Genomic DNA, 25,116 nt, shown 5'->3' on the forward strand with positions numbered 1-25,116 from the left:
CGGATGTTTTCCGGACAAGGAGCCATTGCATGAGCACAACCTATGCCTACGCGGCAACCGATTCGCAATCGCCGCTCGCCCCGTTCGAATTCCAGCGTCGCGCATTGCGCGACCTCGACGTCCAGATCGACGTTCTCTACTGCGGCGTCTGCCACTCGGATCTGCACCAGGCCCGCAACGAATGGCGCAACACGATCTATCCGGTCGTGCCGGGCCATGAAATCGTCGGCCGCGTGACCGCGACCGGCCCGCAGGTATCGCGCTTCAAGGTCGGCGAGCTGGTCGGCGTCGGCTGCCTCGTCGATTCGTGCCGCACCTGCCCGAGCTGCGCCGACGGCCTCGAGCAATATTGCGAGAACGGCTTCGTCGGCACCTACAACGGCCAGGATCGCGTGACGGGCGACGTCACGTACGGCGGCTATTCGACGCAGCTCGTCGTCGACGAGGCGTTCGTGCTGCGCGTGCCCGAGACGCTCGACCCGGCCGGCGCCGCGCCGCTCTTGTGCGCGGGGATCACGACCTACTCGCCGCTGCGGCAGTGGAACGTCGGCCCCGGCAAGAAGGTCGGCATCGTCGGTCTCGGCGGCCTGGGCCACATGGGCGTGAAGCTGGCGCGCGCGATGGGCGCGCACGTCGTGCTGTTCACGACGTCGCCGTCGAAGATCGAGGACGGCAAGCGCGTCGGTGCGCATGAAGTCGTGATCTCGAAGGACGAAGCGCAGATGAACGCGCACCTGAACAGCTTCGACTTCATCCTGAACACGGTCGCCGCGCAGCACGACCTGAACCCGTTCCTGCACCTGCTGAAGCGCGACGGCACGATGACGCTGGTCGGCGCGCCGGAGCACGACCATCCGTCGCCGCAGGTGTTCAACCTGATCTTCAAGCGCCGCCGCCTCGCGGGCTCGCTGATCGGCGGCATCGCGGAGACGCAGGAAATGCTCGACTTCTGCGCGGAGCACGGGATCACGTCGGATATCGAAACGATTCCGATGCAGCAGATCAACGCGGCCTATGAACGGATGCTGAAGAGCGACGTGAAGTACCGGTTCGTGATCGACATGGCGTCGATCAAGCACTGAGCGAGAAGGTGGGCTTGCGTGGCCTTGCGCAGGCCCGCAAGTGCGCCGAATCGAGATCGCGGGCACGACACCCTGGTAGTGCCCACGATATCGATCGGTACGTCAGTCCCTGTCCTGCAGCGAGAATTGAAACGGATTCTCCGGCGTATTGAATCCGAGCCGGAGCGCATCGCGGGTTTGAGCAAAGCGCCGCCCCTCGAACGTGTAGTACTCGACCAGTAATCCGGTCCGCACCGCATGCGTGTCGTCGAACAGATAGCTATTCTTCGGAAATGTGAGCTTCCCGTCGCTCGTCGCCGCAACGGCCCGGCATGACGAAAGCAGTCCGGGCAATTGCAGAAACGTTGGCTTACGCGCCAACGGATTCATCACCAGGAAAACTTGCCGGTATCGGCTGGCAGCCTCGCCCGACGCACTGCCGTTACCTTCCACGCAGATCAGCGGCGGGTGGGCACCGGTTCGCTCGGCGACGTACACATCGGCCGAGCCCGGATATATGTCGGACGCACGCTCGCCCGGGAACGCCGTCGCACGCGCAAACCGATAGACTCGGCCGTTGACTACGATGCGGTCTTGCCAAAGTTCAAGATCAAGTGCACGTCGCCTCAACTCGGCGTGCAGCGCCGCAAATTGGCCCGGCTTTCCCGGGTACGCATAAAGCACATGCGCGCCCGGCGTATTCGGGTCAACCTCTCGCCCGACCGGAGCGTGAAATACCGAGCCTGGCCGTGCCGCGTAAAACGCATCGTAGCTGTCGTACGACTCAGCCATGGCATCGCATGACAAGACGACCACGGCAGTGACCAGTATCGTTACGATTTTCATCGGTGTGCCTTCGCTCCCGTCGCCCCCAGAAAATCGGGATTGTATTTCCAGAAAATTGTGCTTCCGTAGGCCGCAGTTGAAACCCATACCGAATCGTAGCGGCCTCGTTCGGCCCCATCGACCGTTTTCCCGGTCTTCTTGTTCACCACTCTCCATCGCGTAACGAACGACCCCGGATTCTCCTGTACCTCGAAAATGTTGTGTGAAGGCGCCCCCCACTTAAACGTGTCTTTGACTTTCGGGTGTGATGCGTACACCGTCATGAAGTCACGACCATCCCACCAAAACGCACCATTCGATGGGTCCGGACCTTCATTTGCCAGCGCTTTGCGCGCCCACTCGACAGCCAACTTCATCCCCGGGTCAGCATCGAGGTTGTCGTCCGGGGTAGACATCAGCTTGTTGAACCGCTGATTGGTGCCATTCCACGCATAGGCATAGTTCCGGTCCGCTGCACGTAGTTGGGATACGCTCTTCCCGCCCCATGCCCGACACCGGTTTGCGACAGCAAAAGCGATTCCTCCGATTTCGTCCGAATCATTTGCGACGGACGCTTCACCGTATGCGATCGCAGCAAGCAATCGCAGGTCCTCGTTGATCACGTCGCTCATCGTGCCCCCCCTGTCCGCCACGCCACAACGGAAATATTGGGGTGCATTTTCATCGAAAACGAGCGCGTTCTACCGTGTACAAGAGGCACGTCATCAACGAGCGTGTATCCATTGCTCAGCACCTTGCAGCGCAATCCTTCGACAGGTTTTCTGGTGATTGCGTCGACAATCTCGAAAAATTGCTCGATATCGTCCTCAGAGGTGTCCGACATCAGTTCTGCACTCGAAGCCGTCGCGTGCGCAACAGCCGGTACACCATCGCTACGTGTCTCCAGAAATATTCCTGGATTGCGGCCGGCGAGGACCCGATTCGCTTTGCATGGACAGAGTACGAGGTCGCCTTCAACAACTACGTCTCGTCCTTTTTCCGACATCCCTTTGCCGGTTCCAAATATTTTGAATATCCCCTCGCAGTTGCCGCACGTCGCTTCATCGCCGCTCAGCGCCACGTGCTTTCGATCGTCATAAATCGTGGAGGAATAGGCGAACACGATTCCACGTGTCGTTGTAGGGTCGCCATGCCGAATCGCAGCCTTACGCACGACCGTCTCCAGTACGAACAGCATCAGCCAAAGTCGGCGAATACGCCGAATCAAACAACCCGGGAATTTCCTCGCCATCGCGAACCGTAATGCCGAACGCGTCCTGTGCGGCGGTCACGATACGATCGCCATTACTCAAATGTGATCCGACGAGTGCAACCGGCCTGTTACCCCACATGGCAGCAAAGCCGGCCCCATCAACGATAGTGGCCTCTGTACCGTCCTCGTATGCAACGATATCGCCAACTACTGCGAGACCCAGATCGTCGACCGTCGCATTGGTGGACACGCGCGTAACCTTCCCACCACGCTCGGTTCGCGCGCCGATAGTTGCGAAAAGATGCGTCGTTTCGTTGATTGCTTGTTTCGACATGCGGAGTTCTCCTGTCTGAACGGACCATCGCGGCCTACGAACGGCCGAGATGAGTGATTCGCGCTTTCGGACAACACGCGAATATCCGTCGAGCAGTCTCCACAAAACGAGGGGCCGTGAATATGGGATGAGTTCGAAAATGCGAGCGCTACTTGAACGGATCAGTGCTCCGTGGAAGTGGCATTCGTCAAACGCTGAAGGAGAAAAGCCGCCGGGCGGCCTGCGTGATCACCACCACAAATGAAACGGGCCGCATGTCAGACATGCGGCCCGTTTTGCATCCGGCGAACCGGCATCGCTACCGCGCTTGATGCGCAGCCCCGAACATCACTTCTTATAGTCGTAATCGATCGTCAGCGGCGCATGGTCGCTGAACTTGATGTCCTTGAAGATCGACGTGCTTTTCGCGGTACCGGCCACGCCCGGCGTCGCGATCTGGTAGTCGATCCGCCACCCGACGTTCTTCGCGTACGCCTGGCCGCGGTTGCTCCACCACGTGTACTGCTCCGCGCGCGGGTCGAGCGTGCGAAACACGTCGACATAACCGACGTCGTCGAACAGCTTCGTGAGCCACTCGCGCTCTTCCGGCAGGCAACCCGAGTTCTTCTGGTTGCTCTTCCAGTTCTTGATGTCGATTTCCTTGTGGACGATGTTCACGTCGCCGCACAGGATCACCTCGCGCTTCTTCTTCAGCGCGGCGAGGTGCGGCATGAACTCGTCCATGAAGCGGTACTTCGCCTGCTGGCGCTCTTCGCCGCTCGAGCCGGACGGCACGTACACCGACACGACCGACAGCTTGCCGTAGCGCGCTTCGACGTAGCGCCCTTCGGAATCGAATTCGCTGCTGCCGAAGCCGATGATCACGTCATCGGGCTCGTGGCGGCTGTACACGCCCGCGCCGCTGTAGCCCTTCTTCTCGGCATGGTGGAAATAGCTCCTGAAGCCATGCGGCTCGACGAATTCGGCCGGCAGGTCGTCGGCCGAGACCTTGATTTCCTGCACGCACACGCAATCGGCTTTCTGCTCGCCGAGCCAGTCGAAGAAGCCCTTCTTCGCGGCGGAGCGGATGCCGTTCAGGTTGGCGGTAATCACTCGCATCATGTCGGGTTCCGTTCAGTTCGATGTTTTACAGGGTGGCAGCTTAACGGATCTTCACGCCTTCGAGCTCGGGCTTCGGCGGCGGGAATTCCAGCTTCATGTCGGTCATCGTGCGCAGCAGCAGCTCGGCGATCATCACGTTGCGGTGCGTCTTCGAATCCGCCGGGATCACGTACCACGGCGCATGCTCGGCCGACGTCGCGGCGAGTGCGTCGCGGTACGCAGACTGGTACGCGTCCCAGTGCTTGCGGGCATCGAGATCGGCGATGTCGAACTTCCAGTGCTTGGCCGGATCGTCGATGCGCGCCTGCAGCCGCTCGCGCTGCTCGTCCTTCGAGATGTGCAGGAAGCACTTGATGATCGTCGTGCCGTTCTCGAACAGCATCGTCTCGAAATCGCGGATCTGCCGGTAGCGGCGCTCGCATTCCTTGCTGTCGATCGCGCCGAGCACGCGCGGCACGAGCACGTCTTCATAGTGGCTGCGGTTGAAGATCGCGAGCTCGCCCGCGGCCGGCACCTGCGCATGCACGCGCCACAGGAAATCGTGCGCGGCCTCGATCGGCGTCGGCGCCTTGAACGACACGACGCGCAGGCCGAGCGGATCGACCTCGCGGAACACCGCGCGCACGGTGCCGTCCTTGCCGCTGGTATCCATCCCCTGCAGCACGAGCAGCACGCGCTTCTTCTGCTGCGTGTGCAGGCGCTCCTGCTGCACGTCGAGTTCGGTCGACACGGCCGACAGCCGCTCGCGGTCGGCTTCCTTCGAACCCGACGAGAACGGCTTCGCGCCCGGGTCGAACACATCGAGCTTGAATGCGGCGGCTTCCTTGTCGCGCGTGCTGTACGGCACGCGGAAATCGTCGAGCGACGGTTGTTTCGCCATACCTTCCTCCGTTGGGCGGTGTGGTGCATACGATAACGCACCCACCAAACGCGACGGGCCGCCCCGAACAGATTCGAGGCGGCCCGTCGTCAAGCGCGGTTCAGGCGCGCGATCATGTTCAGCCGAGCTTCTTCTTCAGCAGTTCGTTGACCTGCTGCGGATTGGCCTTGCCCTTCGTCGCCTTCATCGCCTGGCCGATCAGCGCGTTGAACGCCTTTTCCTTGCCCGCGCGGAATTCCTCGACCGACTTCGCATTCGCCGCGAGCACCTCGTCGATGATCGCTTCCAGCGCGCCGGTGTCGGAGATCTGCTTCAGCCCCTTCGCGTCGATGATGCGGTCGGCCGCGCCTTCGTCATCCGCCTTCTCGTCCCAGATCGTCGCAAAGATTTCCTTCGCGATCTTGTTCGAGATCGTGCCGTCGGCGATGCGCTGCAGCACCAGCGCGAGCTGCGCGGCCGACACGGGAATCGCGTCGATCTCGATGCCGTCGCGGTTCAGTTGCGACGACACGTCGCCCATCAACCAGTTCGCGACGATCTTCGCGTTCGCTTCGCCAGCCTTCGCGACCACCGCCTCGAAGTACGCGGCCATCGCCTTGCTCGACGTCAGCACGCCCGCGTCGTACGCGGACACGCCATATTGCTCGACGAAGCGCTGCTGGATCGCGGCCGGCAGTTCGGGCATCCCGGACTGCACGCGGTCGATCCAGTCCTGCCCGATCACGAGCGGCATCAGGTCGGGGTCGGGGAAGTAGCGGTAATCATGCGCGTCTTCCTTGCTGCGCATCGAACGCGTCTCGCGCTTGTCCGGATCGTAGAGGCGCGTTTCCTGCACGACTTGGCCGCCGTCCTCGATCAGCTCGATCTGGCGACGCACTTCGTAGTTGATCGCTTCCTCGAGGAAGCGGAACGAATTCAGGTTCTTGATTTCCGCGCGCGTGCCGAACTTCTCCTGGCCGACCGGGCGCACCGACACGTTCGCATCGCAGCGGAACGAGCCTTCCTGCATGTTGCCGTCGCAGATGCCGAGCCACATGACGAGCCCGTGCAGCGCTTTCGCATAGGCTACGGCCTCGGCCGCACTGCGCATTTCCGGCTCGGTGACGATCTCGAGCAGCGGCGTGCCCGCGCGGTTCAGGTCGATCCCCGTCGCCCCGGCGAAGTCTTCGTGCAGCGACTTGCCGGCGTCTTCCTCGAGGTGCGCGCGGGTCAGGTTGACGGTCTTCTCGTACGCTTCCTTGCCGGCCTTTTCATTGGCGGGCACCTGGATCGTGATCGTGCCGCCCTGCACGACCGGGATCTCGTACTGGCTGATCTGATAGCCCTTCGGCAGATCGGGATAGAAATAATTCTTGCGCGCGAAGATGCTGCGCGGCGCGATGGTCGAGCCGATCGCGAGGCCGAAGCGGATCGCGCGCTCGACCGCGCCGCGGTTCAGCACCGGCAGCACGCCCGGCAGCGCCAGGTCGACCGGGCACGCCTGCGTGTTCGGCTCGGCGCCGAACTGCGTCGACGCGCCCGAGAAAATCTTCGAGACGGTCGACAGTTGCGCGTGCGTCTCGAGACCGATAACGACTTCCCATTGAGTCATGGTGTTCACACTCCTGCCGGAACTTGCTTGTGCCAGTCGGTCGCGCGCTGGAACGCGTCGGCGACCTGCAGCATCCGGGCTTCGTTGAAATAGTTGCCGATGATCTGCAGGCCGACCGGGCGCTGCGCGTTCGCGCCCGCACCGAAGCCGCACGGCACGCTCATGCCGGGCAGGCCGGCGAGGCTCACCGACAGCGTGTAGATATCCGCGAGATACATCGCCACCGGATCGTCGCCCTTCGCGCCGAGATCCCACGCGACCGTCGGCGAAGCCGGGCCCATGATGACATCGCAGGACTCGAATGCTTGCTGGAAATCCTGCGCGATGATGCGGCGGATCTTCTGCGCCTGCAGGTAGTACGCGTCGTAGTAGCCGTGCGACAGCACGTACGCGCCGACGAGAATCCGGCGCTTCACCTCGGGGCCGAAGCCTTCGGCGCGCGACTTCTTGTACATGTCGAGCAGGTCGCCGTACTGCGCGGCGCGGTGGCCGAAGCGCACGCCGTCGAAACGCGACAGGTTCGACGACGCCTCGGCCGGCGCGATCACGTAGTACACGGGAATCGACAGTTCCGTCTTCGGCAGCGACACCGGCACGAGGGTCGCGCCGAGCGCTTCATAAGCTTTAAGTGCCGCGTCGATCGTCGCGCGCACGTCGTCGGCGAGACCCTCGCCGAAATACTCGTTCGGCAAGCCGATGCGCAGGCCCGCGAGCGGCTTGGCCGCATCGTTGCCGGCCGCCCACGGCTGGCCGAGGTGGCGCGTGAAATCCTCGTCGTCGCGCTCGAGGCTGGTCGAGTCGCGCTCGTCGAAGCCGGCCATCGCGTTCAGCAGCAGCGCACAGTCGGACGCGCTCTGCGCCATCGGGCCGCCCTGGTCGAGCGACGACGCGAACGCGATCATCCCGTAGCGCGACACGCGGCCGTAGGTCGGCTTGATGCCCGTCACGCCCGCGAACGACGCGGGCTGGCGGATCGAGCCGCCGGTGTCGGTGCCGGTCGCGGCCGGCGCGAGGCGCGCGGCGACGGCGGCCGAACTGCCGCCCGAGCTGCCGCCCGGCACCGCGTTCGTGTCCCACGGGTTCTTCACCGCGCCGAACGCCGAATTCTCGTTCGACGAGCCCATCGCGAACTCGTCCATGTTGGTCTTGCCGAGCGTGACCATGCCGGCCGCCTGCAGGCGGGCAACGACGGTCGCGTCGAACGGGCTCTCGTAGTTCGCGAGCATCTTCGAGCCGGCGGTCGAGCGCCAGCCGCGCGTGACGAATACATCCTTGTGCGCGATCGGCAGGCCGGTGAGCGCGCCGCCCGCGCCGCGCGCGAGTTCCGCGTCGGCGGCTTTCGCCTGCGCGAGGGTCAGATCGGCGTCGACGTGGACGAACGCGTTCAGGTCGCGCGCGGCGTCGATCCGTTTCAGGTAGTGCTGCGCGAGCTCGACGGCCGAGCATTCCTTGGCGGCGAGCGCGGCGCGCAGTTCGGTCAGGCTTTTTGCGTGCATTGAGTGGTTTTCCTGGAATTCTGGGTGGCGCGCGGCGCTAGCCGGCCGGCACGCTTGTCATCGAACGCTTACTCGATCACCTTCGGCACGAGATAGAGGCCGTCCTGGACGGCCGGCGCCGGACGCTGGTTGTCGTCGCGATTGACGACTTCCGTCACGGCGTCGTCGCGCAGGCGCTGCGCGACTTCCTGGATCTGTTCGATCGGGTGGGCGAGCGGCGCGATGCCGGCGGTGTCGACCGCCTGCATCTGCTCGACGAGGCCGAAGAATTCATTGAGCTGGCCGAGCATATGCTCGGCGTCGGCGTCGGCCATTTCGAGTCGCGCCAGATGCGCGATGCGTTTCACATCGGTCAGGGTCAGGGCCATGCGATCACCGGAAAAACAAGGCTGCGCAGCGCATCAAAAGCAGCGCTGCGGCGGGGGGTTGGAGGGTACGATCCCACCCTCAAAAATCGGGGCCGAAGCGGCAAAAATACCGCCCGTTTCGATTCAAATACCGTGAAATTATAAGGTATCATTACGCGTTCGACCCAAACCCGGCAGCCTTTTCCCGCACCGTTTCGCCCCACTTCGGCAAGCCGTGCGTGCTTCGTGCGATCCCCGGTAGACATCACTCGCAGCTTCGTGCGCCGCGGCGGCCGCTTCCGCCACGCTTCCCGAGGCTGTTATTTTTTCCGCTGCCGCCCTCAGCGCTCCTCGCTACACAGGGCCGGCTCAGAGCGAAACAGGATTCTGAATGTTCGGTTTTTTGCGCAGCTACTTCTCCAACGATCTCGCGATCGACCTCGGCACCGCAAACACCCTGATCTACATGCGCGGCAAGGGCATCGTGCTCGATGAGCCGTCCGTCGTGTCGATTCGCCAGGAAGGCGGCCCCAACGGCAAGAAGACGATCCAGGCGGTCGGCAAGGAAGCCAAGCAGATGCTCGGCAAGGTGCCGGGCAACATCGAGGCGATCCGCCCGATGAAGGACGGCGTGATCGCCGACTTCACCGTCACCGAGCAGATGATCAAGCAGTTCATCAAGACGGCGCACGAGTCGCGCATGTTCTCGCCGTCGCCGCGCATCATCATCTGCGTGCCGTGCGGCTCGACCCAGGTCGAGCGCCGCGCGATCAAGGAAGCCGCGCACGGCGCCGGCGCATCGCAGGTCTACCTGATCGAGGAGCCGATGGCGGCCGCGATCGGTGCTGGCCTGCCGGTGTCGGAAGCCACGGGCTCGATGGTCGTCGACATCGGCGGCGGCACGACGGAAGTCGGCGTGATCTCGCTCGGCGGCATCGTGTACAAGGGCTCGGTGCGCGTCGGCGGCGACAAGTTCGACGAGGCGATCGTCAACTACATCCGCCGCAACTACGGGATGCTGATCGGCGAACAGACCGCCGAGGCGATCAAGAAGGAAATCGGCTCCGCGTTCCCGGGCTCCGAAGTCAAGGAAATGGAAGTGAAGGGCCGCAACCTGTCGGAAGGCATTCCGCGCAGCTTCACGATCTCCAGCAACGAAATCCTCGAAGCGCTGACCGATCCGCTGAACCAGATCGTGTCGTCGGTGAAGATCGCGCTCGAACAGACGCCGCCGGAACTCGGCGCCGACATCGCCGAACGCGGGATGATGCTGACGGGCGGCGGCGCGCTGCTGCGCGACCTCGACCGCCTGCTCGCGGAAGAAACCGGCCTGCCGGTGCTCGTCGCGGAAGATCCGCTCACCTGCGTCGTACGCGGTTCGGGTATGGCGCTCGAGCGCATGGACAAGCTGGGCAGCATCTTCTCGTACGAGTGATCGTCTAGGCAGTTCCTTGACATGACGCACCCGCGGCGTGGCCGGATCGCTCGTTTAGAACGAACCGCCGCGCCGTTTGCGCGTCTGAGCATCATTTAACCGATCACACGCGCCCGGCGCCGACCATGGAATACAGTCCGCCGCCCCTCTTCAAGCAAGGTCCGCCCGCGCTCGCGCGGCTCATCTTCTTCGTTGCCCTCGCCATCGCGCTCCTCGTGTCGGACGCGCGCTTCAGCACGCTCGAAATCGTCCGCGGCGTGCTCGGCACCGTGCTCTATCCGCTGCAGCGCGCGGCGCTCGTGCCGCGCGACCTGTTCATGGGCGCGGCCGACATCGCCGTCACCGGCTCGTCGCTGCGCCACGAGAACGACGACCTCCGCAAGCGCAACCTGCAACTGTCCACGCAGGCCAACCAGGCCGCCGTGCTCGCGCAGGAAAACGTGCATCTGCGCGCGGTGCTCGAACTGCGCCAGCACATCGCGACGCAATCGACGCCGGTCGAGATCCAGTACGACACGAGCGATCCGTTCACGCAGAAGATCGTGATCGGGCAAGGTTTGCAGCAGGGCATCCAGAACGGCGCGCCCGTCGTCAGCGAGAACGGCGTGATCGGCCAGGTCACGCGCGTGTTCCCGCTGCAGTCCGAGGTCACGCTGGTCACCGACCGCGATCTCGCGATTCCCGTGCAGGTGCTGCGCACCGGCCTGCGCAGCGTGATCTACGGCACGCCGAAGGGCGATTCGCTCGACCTGCGCTTCGTGCCGACCAGCGCGGATCTCGTCGTCGGCGACGAGCTCGTCACGAGCGGCCTCGACGGCGTTTATCCCCCCGGCCTGCCGGTCGCGAAGGTCGTACACGTCGACAAGCTCGCCGATACGGCGTTCGCGCGCGTGACCTGCGCGCCGATCGCCGCCGTGCGCGGCGCGCGCCAGATGCTCGTGCTGCATTACCAGAACGACATCCCGCCGCGCCCGGCCGAGCTCGATCCGGCCGCCGACAAGAACGCGAAGGGCGGCAAGAAGGGCGCGAAGACCGCCGCAAAGGGCGAGAAAGCCGACAAGGCCGACGCGAATGCGAAGCCGGCCGCCAGCGCGAAGCCCGCGCCTGCCGCCCCCGGCAAGCCCGCCGCCGCGCCCGCGAAGCCGGCGGCCGGGCAACCAGGAGCCCAGCGATGAACCGCCCGCAATACATCCTGCAGCCGGTCAATCCGTACTTCATCGTCTTCAGCCTCGCCGCCGCGTTCCTGCTGAACCTGATGCCGTGGGGCCGCCTGCCCGGCGTGCCCGACTTCGTCGCGCTCGTGCTGCTGTTCTGGAATATCCACCAGCCGCGCAAGGTCGGGATGGGCGTCGCGTTCGCGCTCGGCATCCTGATGGACGTGCATGACGCGGGGCTGCTCGGCGAGCATGCGCTCGCCTATACGCTGCTGTCGTACGGCGCGATCACGATCCACCGCCGCGTGCTGTGGATGCCGATCGGCGTGCAGGTGCTGTATGTCACGCCGCTGCTGGTCGTCGCGCAGCTCGTGCCGTTCGTGATCCGTCTCGTGATGGGCGCCGCGTTCCCGGGCTGGCGCTACCTGGTCGACGGCTTCGTCGAAGCCGCGCTGTGGCCGATCGCGAGCCACCTGCTGCTGATGCCGCAACGCCGCCCGGTCGATCCGGACGATACGCGCCCGATCTGAGACCGACCGTGACTACCCGCCGCCCCCACGCCCGCCGCGCACCGCGCCTCGGGGCGGCACCTCGCCCGTGCACGCGTGCAGTGCGCGGGTCAGACCGACCCTGACCGCATGACCGAATTCAACGACACCCAACAGCAGCTCTCGAAGTTCCGCCTGCGCGTCGCGGCGGCGGGCGTGTTCGTGTTCGTCTGCTTCGGGCTGCTCGCGAGCCGCTTCTTCTACCTGCAATTGATGCAGCACGGCAAATACGCGCTGCAGGCCGAGGAAAACCGCATCTCGGTCGCGCCGATCGTGCCGAACCGCGGAATCATCACCGACCGCAACGGCGTGATCCTCGCGAAGAACTATTCCGCGTACACGCTCGAGATCACACCATCGAAGCTGGACGACACGCTCGACAACACGATCGACAAGCTGTCGGAGATCATCCCGATCGACGCACGCGACCGCCGCCGCTTCAAGAAGCTGCAGGAAGACTCGAAGAACTTCGAGAGCCTGCCGATCCGCACGCGGCTCACCGATGCGGAAGTCGCGCGCTTCACCGCGCAGCGCTTCCGCTTCCCCGGCGTCGACGTGCGCGCGCGGCTGTTCCGGCAGTACCCGCTCGGCACGACGGCTGCGCACGTGATCGGCTACATCGGCCGGATCTCGAAGCGCGACCAGGATCGTATCGACGCGATAAGCGACGACAACGATAGCGACCAGGAAAACTACGATCCGCGCCGCGACGCGAACAACTACAAGGGCACCGACTACATCGGCAAGATCGGCGTCGAGCAGAGCTACGAGACCGAACTGCACGGGCTGACGGGCTTCGAGGAGGTCGAGGTGACGGCCGGCGGCAGGCCCGTGCGCACGCTGTCGCGCACGCAGGCGACGCCCGGCAACAACCTCGTGCTGTCGCTCGACATCGGGCTGCAGCAGGTCGCCGAGCAGGCGTTCGCCGGCAAGCGCGGCGCGCTCGTCGCGATCGAGCCGAAAACGGGCGACGTGCTCGCGTTCGTGTCGTCACCGAGCTTCGACCCGAATTCGTTCGTGGACGGCATCGACCAGCAGACCTGGGACGAGTTGAACACCTCGACCGACAAGCCGCTCCTGAACCGCCCGCTGCACGGCACCTACCCGCCCGGCTCGACATACAAGCCGTTCATGGCGCTCGCGGGCCTGACGCTCGGCAAGCGCTCGCCGGGCTGGGGTTTCCAGGATCCCGGCTACTTCACGTTCGGCGGCCACACGTTCCGCAACGACGTGCGCTCGGGCCAGGGATGGGTCGACATGAACAAGGCGATCATGGTGTCGAACGACACCTACTTCTACATGCTCGCGCGCGACCTCGGTGTGAACGCGATCGCGAACTTCATGAAGCCGTTCGGCTTCGGCCAGATCACCGGGATCGACATCCAGGGCGAGGCGCGCGGGATCCTGCCGTCGACCGACTGGAAGAAGAAGGCATTCAAGAAGGCCGCGCAGCAGAAGTGGTTCGACGGCGAGACGATCAGCCTCGGGATCGGCCAGGGCTACAACTCGTTCACGATCCTGCAGCTCGCGCACGCGACCGCGACGCTCGCGAACAACGGCATCGTGATGAAGCCTCACCTCGTGAAGGAAGTCGAGGATCCGATCTCGCGCGGGCGCCACCTGACCGTGCCGAAGGAAAGCGAAGTGATCCCGCTCAAGCAGTCCGACATCGACGTCGTGAAGCGCGGGATGGAGAACGTGATCGAGAACCCGTCCGGCACCGCGTACAAGGTGTTCCGCGGCGCGCAGTACCTCGCCGCCGGCAAGACCGGTACCGCGCAGGTGTTCTCGCTGCAGGGCGCCAACTACAAGGGCCACCTGCTCGCCGAGCACCTGCGCGACCACGCACTGTTCATCGCGTACGCGCCAGCCGACCATCCGAAGATCGCCGTGGCGCTGGTCGTCGAGAACGGCGGCTGGGGCGCGCAGGCCGCCGGCCCGATCGCGCGCCGCGTGCTCGACTTCTACCTCGTCGACCGCCAGAACCCGACCAACGAGGCCGCGGCCGTGGCCGCCGCGGCGTCGGCGACCGAACCCGTCAACGCGCCGGTGATCGGCGACGCGAACAGGCCCGCCGCCGTCGCGGCCGGCTTCACTACGCTGCCGCAGCCCGTCGTGCCGTCCGCGGCCAGCGCGGCGGATGCGGCATCGGCCGCATCGGCGCCCGATGCGTCGGGGGCGGCCGGTGCGGCCGGCGCCAGCGCCGCGGCGCCGATGGCCGCGAGCCTGCCGCCGATCCGGCGCCCGCACCGGCCGCGCCGGCCCGCCAGCGACGCGCAGCCGCTCGTCGCCACGCCGCGGGACGACAACCACCGTGCGACGGCTCCCGCGAAAGCGGCGGACGCCGGCACCGCTCATTAACGGAGAAAGGCATGCAATTCGACAAGCGCGCCTGGCTCGACAAGATCAAGCAGATGTTCGCGGGCTTCGACCGCCCGCTCGCCCTCATCGTGTTCCTGCTGCTGTGTGTCGGCATCGTCACGCTGTACAGCGCGGCGATCGACATGCCGGGCCGCGTCGAGGACCAGTTGCGCAACATCCTGCTGACGTTCGTGCTGATGTGGGTGATCGCCAACATCCCGCCGACCACGCTGATGCGTTTCGCGGTCCCGCTCTACACGTTCGGGGTCGCGTTGCTGGTCGCGGTCGCGCTGTTCGGGATGACCAAGAAGGGCGCGAAGCGCTGGCTGAACGTCGGCGTCGTGATCCAGCCGTCCGAGATCCTCAAGATCGCGACGCCGCTGATGCTCGCGTGGTATTACCAGCGCCGCGAAGGCGGGTTGCGCTGGTACGACTTCCTCGCCGCATTCGGGATCCTGCTGGTGCCGGTCGGACTGATCGCGAAGCAGCCCGACCTCGGCACGGGCCTGCTCGTGTTCGCGGCCGGCTTCTTCGTGATCTATCTCGCGGGCCTGTCGTTCAAGCTGATCGTGCCGGTGCTCGTCGCCGGCGTGATCGCGGTCGGTTCGATCGCCGTGTTCGAGCAGCGCATCTGCCAGCCCGACGTGCAGTGGCCGTTGATGCACGACTACCAGAAGCACCGCGTGTGCACGCTGCTCGACCCGACCTCCGACCCGCTCGGCAAGGGCTTCCACACGATCCAGGCCGTGATTGCGATCGGCTCGGGCGGCGTGCTCGGCAAGGGCTACCTGAAAGGCACGCAGGCGCACCTCGAATTCATTCCGGAGAAGCACACCGACTTCATCTTCGCGGTGTTCTCGGAGGAATGGGGGCTCGTTGGCGGGCTCGTGCTGCTGACGCTGTACATGGCGCTGATCGCGCGCGGGCTCTACATCGCCGCGCAGGGCGCGACGCTGTTCGGCCGCCTGCTCGCGGGCTCGCTCACGCTCGCGTTCTTCGTCTATGCGTTCGTCAACATCGGGATGGTGAGCGGCGTACTGCCGGTCGTCGGCGTGCCGCTGCCGTTCATGAGTTACGGCGGCACCGCGCTCACGACGCTCGGCATCGCGATCGGGATGATCATGAGCGTCGGGCGCCAGCGGCGGCTGATGAAGAGCTGACCGCGCGGCACGCACCGCGGAAAGAAAGCGGCGCCCCGGGGCGCCGCTTTTGCATTGGGCATGCCGAACGCGGCCGCGCAGCGCAGCGCCCGCTCACTGCGGCGGCGAGTGCGCGCCCCCTTGCTCCGCGCCGCTGCCCGATGCAGGCCCCTGCGCCTTCAGCCGCGCGCTCAACTCCTTGAATTTCAGCCCGGCCGTCTCGTCGCCCTGCGCGGCCGCCGCCGCGTAATACGCGCGCGCGATGTTCAGGTTCTGCGCGACGCCGTCGCCGCCGCGCTCGTAGAACGACGCGGTCACGTACTGCGCGGTCGGCTCGCCCGCGTCGGCGGCCTGCTTGTACCACGCAAACGCCTGCCGGTTGTCGCGCGGCGTGCCGCGCCCGTCGAGGAACTGGTTCGCGAGCGACAGCTCGGCCTGCACGTGCCCCTGCTTCGCCGCCCGCAGGAACCAGCGATGCGCTTCGGCCGGATTGCGCGCGACGAACTCGCCGTCGTCGAACATCCGGCCGTACACGTACTGCGCATGCGACATGTTCGCGTCGGCCGCGCGCTTCAGCCAGCGCAGCCCTTCGTCGACGTTCGCCGTCACGCCTTCGCCCGTCAGCAGCATCATCGCGTAGTTGAATTGCGCGAGCCGGTCGCCGCGCTCGGCCGCGTCGTGGAACTGCACCAGCGCCGCGCGATAGTCGCCGGCGTTGTAGTCGGCGACTGCCGATTGCGTCTCGTGCGACGGATCGGGCTTCGCTTGCGGCGCGCCCTGCGCAGCGGCCGCGACACACACGACCCACAGGCCGAGCATTGCGCCGACCCGCCCGCGCGCACCGGTCGCACCCTGCGCGCGCCTGCGGCACGCACCGTCGCCGTTCATGACCGCACCTCCTGCAGCGCCTGCCGCGTCGCGCGCAACAGCCAGCTTACGTCGGCCGACAGCGTGATCATCCGGTAGCCGGCCTCGCGGTACTGGCGCGCGCCCGCCGTATCGCCCGCGAAGATGCCGACCGCGACGCCGGCCTGCTTGCCGGCCGCGAGCACGCGCGCCATCGCGATTTCGACATCCGGGTGGCGGATGTCACCGAGATGCCCGAGGCTCGCCGCGAGATCGGCCGGGCCGACGAACAGGCAGTCGACGCCAGGCATCGCCGCGATCCGCTCGACTTCGTCGACGCCGCGCGCCGATTCGATCTGCACGATCACCGCGACCTGCGCGTTCGCGCCCTGCAGGTAATCGCGGCGCATGCCGAACGCCGCCGCGCGCACCATGCCAGCGACGCCGCGCAGCCCGTCAGGCGATTCGGGCGACGGAAAGCGCGTGAGCCGCACCGCGTGTGCGGCGTCGTCGGGCGTCTCGATGCACGGAAACATCAGCGTGCGTGCGCCGGCGTCGAGCGCGCGCTTCACGAGCCACGGCTCGCGCGCCGGCACGCGCACGACGGGCTCGCTCGGCAGGTGCGCGGCAGCGATCGCGCGCAGTTGCGACGCAACGTCGCGGCTGTCGTTCGGCGCGTGTTCCATGTCGATGCAGAGCCAGTCGTAGCCGGCGTGCGCGAGCGCTTCCGCGGCCGAGTCGCTGCCGAGCGACAGCCACAGGCCGTACAGCGGCTCGTCGCCGTCGTGCAGGCGTTGTTTGAGGGAATTGGTGAGCGTGCTCATCGATACGGCCTCCTGGACGGAACGGCAATCGAACGGGACAAGCAACAGGCGAAGCGAAGCGCAACACGCCGGGCAGTCGAAGCACGACGGCGACGCCAGGCCGGGCCCTGGAACGTCAGTCGGTGGCGGGCGGCCGATCTGACAACGCCGGCCGCGCGACGGCGCACGGGCGCGTTTTCCGGTGCCACGCAACGATCATAGCGCGGCGTTACGCGGAATGTGGGAACGGGCGGGGAACCGCACCGTCGCCGGACAGGGCCGCGGGGCGCGGTGGCAGGCAGCCCGCGCCGGACGGCGGGGCTGCCGGGAAGGCAGGATCAGCGGCCGGGCTGGCGCTCGACGTCGGCCCAGCAGTTCGGCGTCTCGTACAGGCGCACGCGCTCGAGGCGCAGGTTCACGCCGTAGTGCGCGTCATACACGCTCGCGAGGAGGTCGAACGCGATCGCCGCGAGGTTCTCGACGGTCGGGATCCGGTCGAGCACGACGGTCTTGTGGTCGGCCATCTGCTCGAGGAACGAGCGCACGACCTCGTCGCGCGCATAGACCAGGAACGCGTGGTCCCACTTGCTGACGAGGTGCTCGACCGCGAGCGCCTTTACGTCGGCGAAATCCATCACCATGCCGCGGTCGGGCGCCCCCTCGGTATCGACGAGATCGCCGCGCAGCGTGACTTCGAGCACGTAGCGATGGCCATGCAGGTTCCGGCACTGGCTGCGGTGATCGGGAATGCGGTGGCCCGCGTCGAATTCGAGTTTTCGGGTAATCAGCACGATGTCAAAAGCCGTGGCTCAGGGAATGTTCAGATATTTGTGGGTCTGCATCGACAGGCGCCACTGCGGATGCCGCTTGCACCAGTCGATCGCGAGCTTCGTATTGAGGTCGCGCGACGGGCCGTCCATCGGCTGGACGAGGAAATACTCGAAGTCGAGCTTCGCATAGTCGGCCAGCCGCTGGTTGTCCTGCGGGATCACGACCTTCAGTTCGTTGCCCTTCGTGACGACGAGCGGCGCGTCGGCCTTCGGGCTCACGCAGATCCAGTCGATCGATTCGAGCACCGGCAGCGAGCCGTTGGTCTCGATCGCGATCTCGAAGCCCGCCGCGTGCAGCGCGTCGACGAGCGGCTGGTCGATCTGCAGCATCGGCTCGCCGCCCGTGCAGACGACGAAGCGGTGCGCTTCGCCATCCGGCCACAGGCCGGCGATCGTCGCGACGAGCGCGTCGGCGTCCTTGAACTTGCCGCCGTTCTCGCCGTCGGTGCCGACGAAGTCGGTATCGCAGAAGCGGCACACGGCCTCCGCACGATCCTCTTCGCGGCCCGACCACAGGTTGCAGCCGGCAAACCGGCAGAACACGGCCGGCCGGCCCGCATTCGCGCCCTCGCCCTGCAACGTGTAGAAAATTTCCTTGACCGCGTAAGTCATCGTCCTTCGTCCGGCTCGCGCCGCTCGTTGTCGATCAGAATCCGTTATTCATCAAGCGCTGCCGGCGCACCCGCATCACAGCGGCGCTTCGGTCACCCGCTCGCCCTTCAGGTAGGCCTCGTAGCCGCGCTTGCGCAGCTTGCAGGCCGGGCATTCGCCGCAGCCGAAACCCCAGTCGTGCAGTTCAGCGCGCTCGCCCAAGTAGCAGGTGTGCGTCTCGACGCGGATCAGTTCGACGAGCGCTTCGCCGCCGAGTTGTTCGGCGAGTTGCCACGTCTGCGCCTTGTCGAGCCACATCAGCGGCGTCTCGAGCACGACGCGCGTGTCCATTCCGAGGTTCAGCGCGACCTGCAACGCCTTCATCGTGTCGTCGCGGCAGTCGGGGTAGCCCGAAAAATCGGTCTCGCACATCCCGCCGACCAGCACGCGCAGCCCGCGGCGATAGGCGATCGCCGCGGCGATCGTCATGAACAGCAGGTTGCGGCCCGGCACGAACGTGTTCGGCAGGCCGTTCGCCGCCGTCTCGATCTCGATCGTGCGCGTCATCGCCGTATCGCTGATCGCGCCGAGCACCGACAGGTCGATCATGTGATCGTCGCCGAGACGGTCCGACCAGGCGGGAAACCGGTGCTTCAGCGCTTCAAGCACGCCTTCGCGACATTCGAGCTCGACGCGATGGCGCTGGCCGTAATCGAAGCCGAGGGTCTCGACCGTCTGGTAGCGTTCGAGGGCCCATGCCACGCACGTGGCCGAGTCCTGCCCGCCGGAAAACAACACGAGCGCGCCGTCTTTAGCGTCTGTCCGAATCACCGTGATACTCCGTGAATGTGTAGGCTCGCGTCGCACTGCGCCCCAGGGCCGGCTGCCACCGGGCGGCCCGACGCGTGCCGGCCTGCGCCGGCTCGACCAGTATAGGCAGCGCGGTCGGCCACGAACGCGGCGGAGCGCTTATACCGCCCATCGCGCGGCATCGTTGCCGCGCGCCACGGCGGCGCCACGCTGGCGGCCTGCCGTGCGCATGAAGCGATGCGCTAAGTCATTGAGCGGGCACGGATTTTATCACGCCCCCGCGAACGCTGCCGGGCACGCGATGCCCACCACAAACGAAAAACCCCAAGAACCTTCCGATTCTTGGGGTTGGAACTGCTGGTGGCCTGGGACGGAATCGAACCATCGACACGCGGATTTTCAATCCGCTGCTCTACCAACTGAGCTACCGGGCCAACGAAGAAAAGCGATTATAGCGAGGTTCCTGAAGGTGCTCAAGTGTTTTCGCGAAATTTTTTACACGGCGCCTTCGGTCGGCTTCTTGCCGAGCTCGACGCCGAGCTGCTTGAGCTTGCGATACAGGTGCGTGCGCTCGAGGCCCGTCTTCTCCGCGACGCGCGTCATGCTGCCGTTCTCGCGTGCGAGGTGATATTCGAAGTACGCGCGCTCGAACGCGTCGCGCGCTTCGCGCAACGGGATGTCGAACGGGATCGCGGCCGTCTGGCCCGCGAGGCCGAGTGCCGAAGCCATGTCGTCGCCGAGCGTCGGCAGCGCAGCCGCGGACGCAACCGCCGCGGGCCCGGCGGCCTGCCCAGCACCGGCCCTCGCCGCGGCGTTGGCGGACGCGGGCGCCGCGCCGCGTGCGAGACCATGCTCGACGGACTTCAGCAGCTTCTGCAGCGCGATCGGTTTCTCGAGGAAATCGAGTGCGCCGATCTTCGTCGCCTCGACGGCCGTATCGATCGTCGCGTGCCCGGACATCATGATCACGGGCATCGTCAGCAGCCCCTGCGCCGCCCATTCCTTGAGCAACGTCACGCCGTCGGTATCGGGCATCCAGATATCGAGCAGCACGAGATCGGGCGCCTGATTCAGCCGGTATTCCCGCGCGGCCTGCGCGTTCTCCGCCGCCTCGACGACATGCCCTTCATCGCTGAGGATCTCCGAGAGCAATTCCCGGATGCCCATTTCATCATCTACCACCAGGATGGTTGCCATTTACGCTGCCTTTGTCTGCACACTTGCTTTTGTCTTAGCGGGGGCCGTCCCGCCCTGCACGCCAGATTCGGCGCCTGGCGCATCGCTCGCCATCTGCAGGAACAGGATCGACACCTGCGCACCCTCGACGGTCTCGCCGTGCATGCGATTGCGCAGATCGATCCGCGCGCCGTGCTCGTCGACGATTTTCTTGACCGTGGCCAACCCGAGCCCCGTGCCCTTCGCCTTCGTCGTCACGTAAGGCTCGAACGCGCGGGTCAGGATGCGCGCCGGAAAACCGGGCCCGTTGTCGGACACGGTAAGACGTACCGCGACGCGCGTTTTGCCCTCGGCGTCGGGATCGCCATATTCTACTGTCTTGGTTTCGATCAACACACGCGGATGCGCAGACTCCGCGACCGAATCCTGCGCATTCTGCAGCAGGTTGTGAATCACCTGGCGCAGTTGCGTCGCGTCGCCGCGAATCACCGGCAACGACGGCGCGAGCTCGGCGACGATCGGGTTCTTGCCTTCGCCTACGCCATACAGCCCGAGCACCTCGCTCGCCAGTTCGTTCAACTGCAGGTTCGCGAGCACCGCCGGCGGCGTGCGCGCGTATTCGCGGAAATCGTCGACCATCCGCTTCATCGCGGCCACCTGGTTGACGATCATCGTCGCGCCGCGCTTGAGCACGTCCGCGTCGGGCGGCGCGAGCTTGTCGGACAGCTTCATCTGCAGCCGCTCGGCCGACAGTTGAATCGGCGTCAGCGGATTCTTGATCTCGTGCGCGAGCCGGCGCGCGACCTCACCCCATGCCACCGAACGCTGCGCGGAAATCACGTCGGAAATATCGTCGAACACGACGACGTAACCGGACGTCTGCGGATCGTCGGCCTGCCCCTCGACCGTCGATACGAGGCGCGTGCCGCGCACGAGCAGCGTCAGCGGATCGGATTCGCCGGGCACCTCGATCGCGAACTGTTGCTGCCAGTGGCCGCGATCGCCGCTGCCGGCGTCGGACGCCGCCTCGCGATCGGCGAAGGCCTTGCGCACCATCGCGCCGAAGCCCGCGGCCACGCCGATCCGGTCGAGCGTCGTGCCGATCAGCGAATTGAACGGCTGCCGGAAGATCCGCTCGGCGCCGCGGTTGGCCGTCGTCAGCCGGAACTGGCGGTCGAGCACGAACACGCCGGCCGTCAGGTTCGCGAGGATGCTCTCGAGGTACGTCTTCGAATGCTCGAGCGCGACGCGGTTCTTCTCGACCGCGAGCCGCGCCTCGGACAACTGGCGCGTCATCGCGTTGAACGACTGCGTGAGGAAGCCGAGCTCGTCGCGCGTCTTGATCTCGCGCTTCGGCGTGTAGTCGCCTTCCGTGATCTCCTTCGTGCCCTGCGCGAGCAGGAACAGCGGCCGCGCGAGCTGCTGGCCGAGCGCGAGCGCGAGCATCATCGCGATGAAGGTCGCGAGGAACAGCGCGAGCGTCAGCGTGCCGATGTACATCTTGCGCAGCCCCGTGCGGCCGAGCGCCTTTTCCTGGTACTCGCGATACGCGCGCTGCACGGCATCGGCGTTGTGCGCGAGCGTCGGCGGCACCGGTTGCGTGAGCTGCAGGAACCGCTCCGCCGGCTGCAGCAGCGACGTCGACGCATCGGGAATCGGCCGCACGACGCGCAGCCGCAGCGCGCCCTTCGCGCCGTGTGAGCGCGGATCGCCGTCGACTTCGCCCTCGATCGCCGCGTACGCGCCGTGTTCGCGCGCCTGGCTCAGCATCAGCGGCGTCGGCAGGTCGTCCGGAATCAGCGCCGCGAAATTGCCCGACGCCTGCGCGACGATATGCAGGTCGGGCGCCGCGCCCGAGCCGCCGCGGCTCGGCTCGACGATCGTCGCGTCCTGCACGCCGAACTGGTCGCGCAGCCGCAGCAGCGTGAGCGTCGTGCCGTTCGTGTTCGCATCGACGCTCGCGAGCTGGTCGGACATCATCCGTGCCTTCGTCTGCAGATCGGACAGCGACGCATCGAGCATCCCGCGGCCAAGGTTCAGGCCGGCCGTCAGCGCCGTCTCGACGTTCACGTCGAACCACGACTCGATGCTGCGCGACACGAACTGGTACGACACGATGTAGATGATCCCGCCCGGCACCACGCCGACGAGCGCGAAGAACACCGCGAGCTTCGCGAGCAGCCGCGTGCCGAACTTGCCCTTCCTCAGGCGCACGACGATCATCCCGATCAGCCCGAGCACCACGAGCAGGAACACGAGCGCGACGACGATGTTCGTCGCGTACAGCCACGAGTAGTAGCGATCGAAGAATTCGGTGTTGGCACTCGCGGCCGCGAGCAGCACGAGCAGCAGCAGCGCGGTGAGCGCGACAGTCGAGACGATCACGCGAACGAGGAGGCTCTTCCCGCTGGCCGCGCGGCGCACTTTATTTAGCACGTTCGGTCACCGTGAAGTTGAAGCGCTTCCAGTCCGACCCGAGCGTCCAGTCGCGGTTGTTCACGGCGTCGACCTGGAACGGCTTCGGCATCAGTGCCGTATCGAGCTGCATCCGCACCGAGGCCACGTAGGTTTCGCCCGCGCGCACCTGGTTGCGGTCGATCACGTGCCACGACGTGATGTGCCTGACGACCGCAAGCGCGTCCTTCAGCGACGGGAAGCCAAGCTGCAGGCCGCCCGTCGACACGCGGTACTCGCGCGTGAGCGGCTGGAACGACAGGCGGATCGTCTGCGTCACCGACACCGGCTGCTCGTCGAACCAGTACCAGCGCGCACGGCTCAGCTCGAAGTCGGTCGTGAAGTAAAGCGGGATGCCCTTGTTGACGGCATCCTCGAGGTTCGGATTCAGCTCGAAATCGAAGCGGGCGTCGAGGCTCCAGCCGCTTCCGTCGGCCTGGAGCGACGCGCGCTGCACGGCGGCCGATTCGGCATGCGCCGGCCGGACGAAGGCCAGGCACAGCGCCAACGCGACCATCAGGACGGCCGCGAGCCGAAGTGGAAAAAGGTGTTTGATCGTCACCGTTTCTGAAACCGCGCGTAGAAAAATCCGTCGTGATCGGTGTTTTGGTCGAGTGCGCCGGCGGCCGCCCCTCCCTGCACGCCGCCCGGCAGCAGTTGGCCGGGGGCGTCCAATCGTACCGCATCTTCACAGGCCGCTTCAAACCAGCGGGCCTGCAACTCGCCTTCTTCGGGGAAGATCGAACAGGTCACGTAAAGCAGTTCGCCGCCCGGCTTCACGAGCGGCCACAGCGCCGACAGGATGCGGCGCTGTTCCGCGACGAGCGCCGGGATGTCGGCCTCGCGGCGCAGCCAGCGAATGTCGGGGTGCCGCCGCACGATGCCGGAGGCCGAGCACGGCACGTCGGCCAGGATACGGTCGAACGGGCGCCCGTCGTACCACGCGTCGGGCGCCCCCGCATCGCCGACACACACGTCCGCCTCGAGCGACAGGCGCACGAGGTTCTCGCCGATGCGCGCCGCGCGCGTCGCGTCGCTTTCGAGCGCGACGACTTCCGCATGGGCCAGTTCGAGAATATGGCTGGTCTTGCCGCCGGGCGCCGCGCATGCGTCGAGCACGCGCATGCCGTCGCGTGCGCCGAGCCATTCGGCCGCGAGCTGCGCGCCGGCGTCCTGCACCGACACCACGCCATCGGCGAATCCCGGAATGCGCTCGACCGGCAGCGCCGACGCGAGCCGCACCGCATGCCGGCCGATCGCGGTCGCTTCGATCCCGCTCGCGCGCAGCGTGTCGAGATACGCGTCGACGCTCGCGCGGCGCGCATTCACGCGCAGCGTCAGCGGCCCCTGGCGCTCGCCGGCCGCGAGGATCGCCTGCCATGCGTCGGGCCATGCGCGCTTCACCGCATCGACCCACCATGCGCGGTAATTCCAGCGCGCGACGGCGTCGCCTTGCATCGCCGCGACGAGCGCGTCGCGCTCGCGCAGGAAACGGCGCAGCACCGCGTTGACCATCCCCTTCGCGAACGCGTATTCGCGGCGCGCGCCGATCACGGTAACAGCCTGGTCAACCACCGTGAACGCCGGATACGCGACGGCGTCCGCCGGGTCGAGCAACAGCGCGAGCGCGCCGGCGAGCACCGCGTGCACGTGCGCGGACGGCGCCTTGCTGACGAGCCAACCGATCAGCCAGTCCGCGCTGCCGAGGCGACGCATCGTCCGGTAGGCGACGTCCTGCGTCGCGCCGCGCGCGAGCGCCTGCGCACCGGGAGCCATCTGCGCGAATACCGTCGAGAGTGCCGCCGGCAACGCGGTGCCGCGCCGCACCGCATCGACCGCCTGCGCGGCCGCGTCGAGTGCGAAGCCGAGCGACTCGGGCGCAAGATGCAGCGCGGACAGGCGCGCCGGGCGGCCGGAAGAAGACGGAGCGGAAGAACGGGTTCGTGTCATCGGAGCGGAATCGGCAACAAGCGCGGCAAACAAGCGCGGCAAACAGGCGCAGCAAACAAATGCGGCAAACGTCGGGATCGCAACGACCGCGTGGCCCTGCGACTCCAAACCGAGCATTGTAGCGTGCGACCATGCGGCCCCTTTGGCCCCTTTACGGCGCGCACAAATGAA

24 protein-coding genes and 1 tRNA gene are annotated in these 25,116 nt (G+C 66.1%); 6 read left to right on the top strand and 19 right to left on the bottom strand.

Annotation, left to right across the window (positions count from 1 at the left end; translation table 11 throughout):
* Positions 1–29 precede the first annotated feature (29 nt).
* Positions 30–1,082 carry an NAD(P)-dependent alcohol dehydrogenase gene (locus CUJ89_RS17190; RefSeq protein WP_114178370.1) on the top strand — a complete coding sequence of 351 codons (1,053 nt, stop codon included), beginning with the start codon at positions 30–32 and terminating at the stop codon, positions 1,080–1,082.
* A gap of 102 nt (positions 1,083–1,184) precedes the next feature.
* On the opposite strand, the gene CUJ89_RS17195 is transcribed toward CUJ89_RS17190, so the two are convergent.
* The 9 genes from CUJ89_RS17195 to gatC all read right to left on the bottom strand — a co-directional run bounded on the left by CUJ89_RS17195 (position 1,185) and on the right by gatC (position 8,869).
* Complete coding sequence (locus CUJ89_RS17195; RefSeq protein WP_114178371.1) at positions 1,185–1,907, bottom strand: hypothetical protein; 723 nt, start codon at positions 1,905–1,907, stop codon at positions 1,185–1,187.
* The gene (locus CUJ89_RS17200; RefSeq protein WP_114178662.1) at positions 1,904–2,518 is read right to left on the bottom strand and encodes a hypothetical protein; all 615 of its coding nucleotides are present in this window, start codon (positions 2,516–2,518) and stop codon (positions 1,904–1,906) included. The genes CUJ89_RS17195 and CUJ89_RS17200 overlap by 4 nt, the downstream gene beginning before the upstream one ends.
* On the bottom strand, positions 2,515–3,084 hold the full coding sequence (locus CUJ89_RS17205) for a PAAR domain-containing protein (RefSeq protein WP_236654902.1): 570 nt from the start codon (positions 3,082–3,084) through the stop codon (positions 2,515–2,517). The genes CUJ89_RS17200 and CUJ89_RS17205 overlap by 4 nt, the downstream gene beginning before the upstream one ends.
* On the bottom strand, positions 3,053–3,433 hold the full coding sequence (locus tag CUJ89_RS17210; RefSeq protein WP_114178372.1) for a PAAR domain-containing protein: 381 nt from the start codon (positions 3,431–3,433) through the stop codon (positions 3,053–3,055). Before CUJ89_RS17210 ends, CUJ89_RS17205 begins: the two co-directional genes overlap by 32 nt.
* A 327-nt stretch (positions 3,434–3,760) precedes the next feature.
* Positions 3,761–4,534 carry an exodeoxyribonuclease III gene (locus tag CUJ89_RS17215; RefSeq protein ID WP_114178373.1) on the bottom strand — a complete coding sequence of 258 codons (774 nt, stop codon included), beginning with the start codon at positions 4,532–4,534 and terminating at the stop codon, positions 3,761–3,763.
* Between the two features lie 40 nt (positions 4,535–4,574).
* Positions 4,575–5,414 carry a polyphosphate kinase 2 family protein gene (locus tag CUJ89_RS17220; RefSeq protein ID WP_114178374.1) on the bottom strand — a complete coding sequence of 280 codons (840 nt, stop codon included), beginning with the start codon at positions 5,412–5,414 and terminating at the stop codon, positions 4,575–4,577.
* A gap of 118 nt (positions 5,415–5,532) precedes the next feature.
* On the bottom strand, positions 5,533–7,005 hold the full coding sequence (gene gatB / locus CUJ89_RS17225) for an Asp-tRNA(Asn)/Glu-tRNA(Gln) amidotransferase subunit GatB (RefSeq protein ID WP_114178375.1): 1,473 nt from the start codon (positions 7,003–7,005) through the stop codon (positions 5,533–5,535).
* A 5-nt stretch (positions 7,006–7,010) separates the two neighbouring features.
* Positions 7,011–8,501: an Asp-tRNA(Asn)/Glu-tRNA(Gln) amidotransferase subunit GatA gene (gatA, locus tag CUJ89_RS17230; RefSeq protein ID WP_114178376.1), complete on the bottom strand. Its 1,491-nt coding sequence runs from the start codon at positions 8,499–8,501 to the stop codon at positions 7,011–7,013.
* Between the two features lie 68 nt (positions 8,502–8,569).
* Positions 8,570–8,869, bottom strand: coding sequence for an Asp-tRNA(Asn)/Glu-tRNA(Gln) amidotransferase subunit GatC (gene gatC, locus CUJ89_RS17235; protein WP_006477478.1), 300 nt, complete (start codon positions 8,867–8,869; stop codon positions 8,570–8,572).
* Between the two features lie 370 nt (positions 8,870–9,239).
* Here gatC and CUJ89_RS17240 point away from each other — a divergent pair, with 370 nt between their 5' ends.
* From CUJ89_RS17240 to rodA, 5 genes are all read left to right on the top strand, one after another.
* Positions 9,240–10,283, top strand: coding sequence for a rod shape-determining protein (locus tag CUJ89_RS17240; protein ID WP_004189550.1), 1,044 nt, complete (start codon positions 9,240–9,242; stop codon positions 10,281–10,283).
* A gap of 125 nt (positions 10,284–10,408) precedes the next feature.
* Positions 10,409–11,458 carry a rod shape-determining protein MreC gene (mreC, locus tag CUJ89_RS17245; protein ID WP_114178377.1) on the top strand — a complete coding sequence of 350 codons (1,050 nt, stop codon included), beginning with the start codon at positions 10,409–10,411 and terminating at the stop codon, positions 11,456–11,458.
* Positions 11,455–11,967 (top strand): rod shape-determining protein MreD, encoded by a 513-nt coding sequence (gene mreD, locus CUJ89_RS17250; RefSeq protein ID WP_009687274.1) that lies wholly within the window; start codon positions 11,455–11,457, stop codon positions 11,965–11,967. The genes mreC and mreD overlap by 4 nt, the downstream gene beginning before the upstream one ends.
* Positions 11,968–12,075: 108 nt before the next feature.
* Positions 12,076–14,346, top strand: a complete 2,271-nt coding sequence (gene mrdA, locus CUJ89_RS17255; protein WP_114178378.1) for a penicillin-binding protein 2 — start codon at positions 12,076–12,078, stop codon at positions 14,344–14,346.
* Between the two features lie 11 nt (positions 14,347–14,357).
* Positions 14,358–15,506: a rod shape-determining protein RodA gene (rodA, locus tag CUJ89_RS17260; protein WP_114178379.1), complete on the top strand. Its 1,149-nt coding sequence runs from the start codon at positions 14,358–14,360 to the stop codon at positions 15,504–15,506.
* Positions 15,507–15,599: 93 nt separating this feature from the next.
* On the opposite strand, the gene CUJ89_RS17265 is transcribed toward rodA, so the two are convergent.
* The 10 genes from CUJ89_RS17265 to rsmB form a co-directional block, all read right to left on the bottom strand.
* A complete protein-coding gene (locus CUJ89_RS17265; RefSeq protein ID WP_114178380.1) occupies positions 15,600–16,373 on the bottom strand; it encodes a tetratricopeptide repeat protein in 774 nt (257 codons plus the stop codon).
* The gene (locus tag CUJ89_RS17270; RefSeq protein ID WP_114178381.1) at positions 16,370–17,155 is read right to left on the bottom strand and encodes an HpcH/HpaI aldolase family protein; all 786 of its coding nucleotides are present in this window, start codon (positions 17,153–17,155) and stop codon (positions 16,370–16,372) included. The genes CUJ89_RS17265 and CUJ89_RS17270 overlap by 4 nt, the downstream gene beginning before the upstream one ends.
* A gap of 317 nt (positions 17,156–17,472) precedes the next feature.
* Positions 17,473–17,925 (bottom strand): 6-carboxytetrahydropterin synthase QueD, encoded by a 453-nt coding sequence (gene queD, locus CUJ89_RS17275; protein WP_114178382.1) that lies wholly within the window; start codon positions 17,923–17,925, stop codon positions 17,473–17,475.
* A gap of 18 nt (positions 17,926–17,943) precedes the next feature.
* Positions 17,944–18,576 carry a 7-carboxy-7-deazaguanine synthase gene (queE, locus tag CUJ89_RS17280; protein ID WP_114178383.1) on the bottom strand — a complete coding sequence of 211 codons (633 nt, stop codon included), beginning with the start codon at positions 18,574–18,576 and terminating at the stop codon, positions 17,944–17,946.
* Positions 18,577–18,651: 75 nt separating this feature from the next.
* The gene (gene queC / locus CUJ89_RS17285; RefSeq protein WP_114178384.1) at positions 18,652–19,386 is read right to left on the bottom strand and encodes a 7-cyano-7-deazaguanine synthase QueC; all 735 of its coding nucleotides are present in this window, start codon (positions 19,384–19,386) and stop codon (positions 18,652–18,654) included.
* Positions 19,387–19,723: 337 nt separating this feature from the next.
* Positions 19,724–19,799, bottom strand: a tRNA-Phe gene (locus tag CUJ89_RS17290).
* A gap of 61 nt (positions 19,800–19,860) precedes the next feature.
* Positions 19,861–20,562 carry a response regulator transcription factor EsaR gene (esaR, locus tag CUJ89_RS17295; RefSeq protein WP_114178385.1) on the bottom strand — a complete coding sequence of 234 codons (702 nt, stop codon included), beginning with the start codon at positions 20,560–20,562 and terminating at the stop codon, positions 19,861–19,863.
* The gene (gene esaS / locus CUJ89_RS17300) at positions 20,563–22,977 is read right to left on the bottom strand and encodes a sensor histidine kinase EsaS (RefSeq protein ID WP_114178386.1); all 2,415 of its coding nucleotides are present in this window, start codon (positions 22,975–22,977) and stop codon (positions 20,563–20,565) included.
* Entirely contained in the window at positions 22,967–23,557 is a 591-nt protein-coding gene (locus CUJ89_RS17305; protein WP_114178387.1) for a DUF4390 domain-containing protein, read from the bottom strand. The genes esaS and CUJ89_RS17305 overlap by 11 nt, the downstream gene beginning before the upstream one ends.
* On the bottom strand, positions 23,554–24,945 hold the full coding sequence (gene rsmB / locus CUJ89_RS17310) for a 16S rRNA (cytosine(967)-C(5))-methyltransferase RsmB (protein ID WP_114178388.1): 1,392 nt from the start codon (positions 24,943–24,945) through the stop codon (positions 23,554–23,556). The genes CUJ89_RS17305 and rsmB overlap by 4 nt, the downstream gene beginning before the upstream one ends.
* Positions 24,946–25,116 lie beyond the last annotated feature (171 nt).

Origin of the sequence: Burkholderia pyrrocinia (genome assembly GCF_003330765.1) — a bacterium.
GTDB lineage: Bacteria > Pseudomonadota > Gammaproteobacteria > Burkholderiales > Burkholderiaceae > Burkholderia > Burkholderia pyrrocinia_B.